The organism is Pseudoalteromonas rubra (assembly GCF_005887115.1).
In the GTDB taxonomy this organism is placed as follows: domain Bacteria; phylum Pseudomonadota; class Gammaproteobacteria; order Enterobacterales; family Alteromonadaceae; genus Pseudoalteromonas; species Pseudoalteromonas rubra_F.
On the sequence record NZ_PNCJ01000059.1, the window covers coordinates 1 to 2,943 of the forward strand.

The 2,943-nt window shown below is 39.1% G+C and carries 4 protein-coding genes and 2 pseudogenes; 4 read left to right on the forward strand and 2 right to left on the reverse strand.

Translation table 11 applies throughout. From position 1 onward, the window contains the following. Window positions 1-150 precede the first annotated feature (150 nt). Window positions 151-314, reverse strand: a pseudogene (locus tag CWB98_RS24515) (IS4 family transposase); the annotation flags it as partial. A gap of 132 nt (window positions 315-446) precedes the next feature. Between CWB98_RS24515 and CWB98_RS22890 the strand changes: the two are divergent. From CWB98_RS22890 to CWB98_RS22905, 4 genes are all read left to right on the forward strand, one after another. Beyond that, the gene (locus tag CWB98_RS22890) at window positions 447-875 is read left to right on the forward strand and encodes a hypothetical protein (RefSeq protein WP_138546907.1); all 429 of its coding nucleotides are present in this window, start codon (window positions 447-449) and stop codon (window positions 873-875) included. Between the two features lie 110 nt (window positions 876-985). Then, window positions 986-1,564, forward strand: a complete 579-nt coding sequence (locus CWB98_RS22895) for a signal peptide-containing protein (RefSeq protein ID WP_138546908.1) — start codon at window positions 986-988, stop codon at window positions 1,562-1,564. A 26-nt stretch (window positions 1,565-1,590) separates the two neighbouring features. Beyond that, window positions 1,591-1,893, forward strand: a complete 303-nt coding sequence (locus CWB98_RS22900; RefSeq protein ID WP_138546909.1) for a hypothetical protein — start codon at window positions 1,591-1,593, stop codon at window positions 1,891-1,893. Window positions 1,894-2,012: 119 nt separating this feature from the next. Continuing rightward, window positions 2,013-2,630 carry a hypothetical protein gene (locus tag CWB98_RS22905; RefSeq protein WP_138546910.1) on the forward strand — a complete coding sequence of 206 codons (618 nt, stop codon included), beginning with the start codon at window positions 2,013-2,015 and terminating at the stop codon, window positions 2,628-2,630. A gap of 144 nt (window positions 2,631-2,774) precedes the next feature. On the opposite strand, the pseudogene CWB98_RS24520 reads toward CWB98_RS22905, so the two are convergent. Next, a pseudogene (locus CWB98_RS24520) lies at window positions 2,775-2,943 on the reverse strand (IS4 family transposase); the annotation flags it as partial.

Here is a 2,943-nt window from a genome sequence, read left to right on the forward strand (position 1 = left end):
ACCATTTATTCTTTAGTTCTGTTCACCCCTTTGATTTGCATTTTCCAAAATAGGTTTCGCCCTGTAAAGCTTTTAGGCTGGTTACTCATTTGTTTTATGCTTAGTATAACTTTAATTTCAGGTAAGTGACCTTTAAATGACGTCCTAGAGCTTGGTAGCGACAGGGCCCTTCCTATTTCGGCTAAGCTTTGTAATTGAGAGTTGATTGCTATCGAGCAAAGCTTCAGTTGCATTCATTAATGAGTTAAGACGCCGAGCATGATTTGGGGGCAGTTTTTTCTGAGCATATCGTGTAGGATGGTGGTATCACGCATGGTGTTGTTATCTGGTTAGTTTTTGGCGAAATAAATTAGATCAAACAATGCCGTGCGTGTCCATCATATTGATTTAAAATATCATTATCTGGGGATTCCTCAGGTGCGGGCGTTATACGCCAAGGAAAATTCATGCGTAAACTTATAGTTATAATAATTTTATTGTTTCCCTTTTGTTCGTTAGCTCAAAATACATCAACTCATACTCATACACCTAAAGGCGGTGTACTGCCACAAACAGGCCCAGTTATAGTTAAAAGTATAGAATTACTAACACATGAAAGTGTGATAGGCAAAAACCTAACGATTAAAACATTAAGTGGCTTTATCAAAGAACTGGAGGCCGCAGTAAAAAACAGTTATAAGTCACCTGCGCAAGGTGAATTACTTCTGCAAATTGAAATAAAAAGTTCAGAGCGTTTCGCTACAACATTAAAATATCAAGGTAATTTTCCCTCTGAATTCCTTCAAAAAATTTATGATAATGTTGCTCAGATAAGTTCTATCAACACAAAAAAAGAAAATGTAAAATTTCAGATACATTATGTTATTGGTGTGTAACGGGTCATTAAGGTTATGGGGCTGCTAACAGCTTGTTCGGTTTCGCTTCCATTACAATTTTAGCAAGCTACTATTAGCCGCTTATTGGAGCGATATAACATGGAGAATGTATGAGAAAAATCCAAAAAATAGGTGTTTACTTTCAAATGCTTATTTTGTCAGCTGTTGTAGCTGGCATTTATGGCGTGCTGCACGACCAAATAAGTTATACATTTTCAGAAGAGTACTTTACCCAATTCAAGTTTAAGCAATTCGGCATCCCCTGGGCGTATGAAGCACCACGTTTGGGGGCTGCTTATGTGGGCGCCTTAGCCACATGGTGGATGGGTATTTTAGTTTCTATTGTCTTAGGCTTTTTCGGCTTCATGTTCCATTCACCGAGGCAAATGGTAAGAAGTCTAAGCAAATCATTTTTAGTTGTAATAGTTGTAGCTCTTTTAACTGGTTTTGCTGGTCTTGCATTAGGTTACTATCAGGTCAACGAACAAACAGTATCACAATACATACAATGGATAAGGCCAGGCGTATCTGATCCAGTACAATTTGTTCGTGTAGGTTTTATGCACAATGCCAGTTATTTAGGTGGCTTAACAGGCTTACTGTCAGGCATTGTTTATCTAGTTATTAGCAAGCTACGTTATAACAAGTTAAACCTGCAGTACGCGCAAAAAACGCGCGTCTCCGCTTAAGGCGTTATATGTCTAAGGAAAACTGAGTGAATAACCAGCCATGGGTAAAAATATACGACGATGAAGCATGGGACGATGCTATTGTTGGAAATCGAGAGGGACTCCTTGCCTTAAAACAAGCCATCGATGATGCTCTAGAAACTGAATGTGTAGAGGTAGCTGACAGGTTTAAAAGTGACTTCGGCGTTGTTGCTTTTACCGAACAAAACTGGGAGCAAACTGAACCTACTGAAGTAGAAGGCATATGGGGTTTTATTGTTCCCTTTATTGTATTTCTCTGGGGTGTAGTTTTACCTCTGTATGCTATTTACAAACTAGCATTTGAGTAAATCGGCATATAACAAACGCTTTAACCACAAAGGACGCAAAACAGCAGGCTTGCGCTCCTTCGTCGCTAATTTTAGCCTGCCATTTTGCGCCGGTTAAGCAAGGCGCTAACCATTTAGTTATGAAATTTAGAATCTTAACGTTAATTTTTGTCTTATTAGCATCTACTAAATTGATTGGTTGTTCTGGAGAAACACGTATTGCTTCGCCAGATGAAAATCGTGAGGCCTCCGTTCGGAGTGACTCAGGAATATTAGTTCTTTCAATACTGGATGCAGGTGGCGAAAATTTATATACGGTTAATACTGGGGCTAGTGATTTCCAACGTTGGTCTATCGAGTGGTTAAATAATTCAGAATTACTATTAAGAAGTAGCGATACAGGGCCAGTAATTTTCGTAAATCAACCCGATGGTTCATGGGGAAAAGTAAACCCATTGAAAAAATTATCCCCTGATGGGCTAGAAGTTATTTACGCATATTGGAACAATTACAAAGAAAAAACACTGAGTCTCAGTATCTTGCAAGCTCATGGCGATGCAAAGGCGGCTTTTATTGTTAAGCAAAAAATTGAAACTCAGATCGTAGTCTTGGATTTAGTAAATTGCGCACAGTGGCAAGGAAATAATAATTTTATCATTAAGACAGGTAACGATGAGCGTATATTTACAAAAGATCAGGATGGCATTTGGGTCGAAAAAATGGTTCAAAACTTGCGTAAAAAGAAACCTTTGGTTTAGTAATTTCTTATAACATGCGGTTTTAAAATTACATTGGTATAAGCATTTAATCAGTTGCATGTGCTTGTTATCAAAACGCTGGGGTGCAGCTATTTAGACACCCTGCGATACTTTGACGCTTACACAGGCCCTGTTGACCATCTAGATAGGCATGGGATCAGCACCACAAATCAGGCGCGCATGAAAGCGGTAAATAGCAAGTCGGTCGCTATACATCAGGGTTGCCAAGCAGTCGGTCGATACGTTTAATGTTGTGTTTTGCAGCGACAGGGCCCTTCCTATTTCGGCCCGACTTTGTAATTGAGAGTTGATT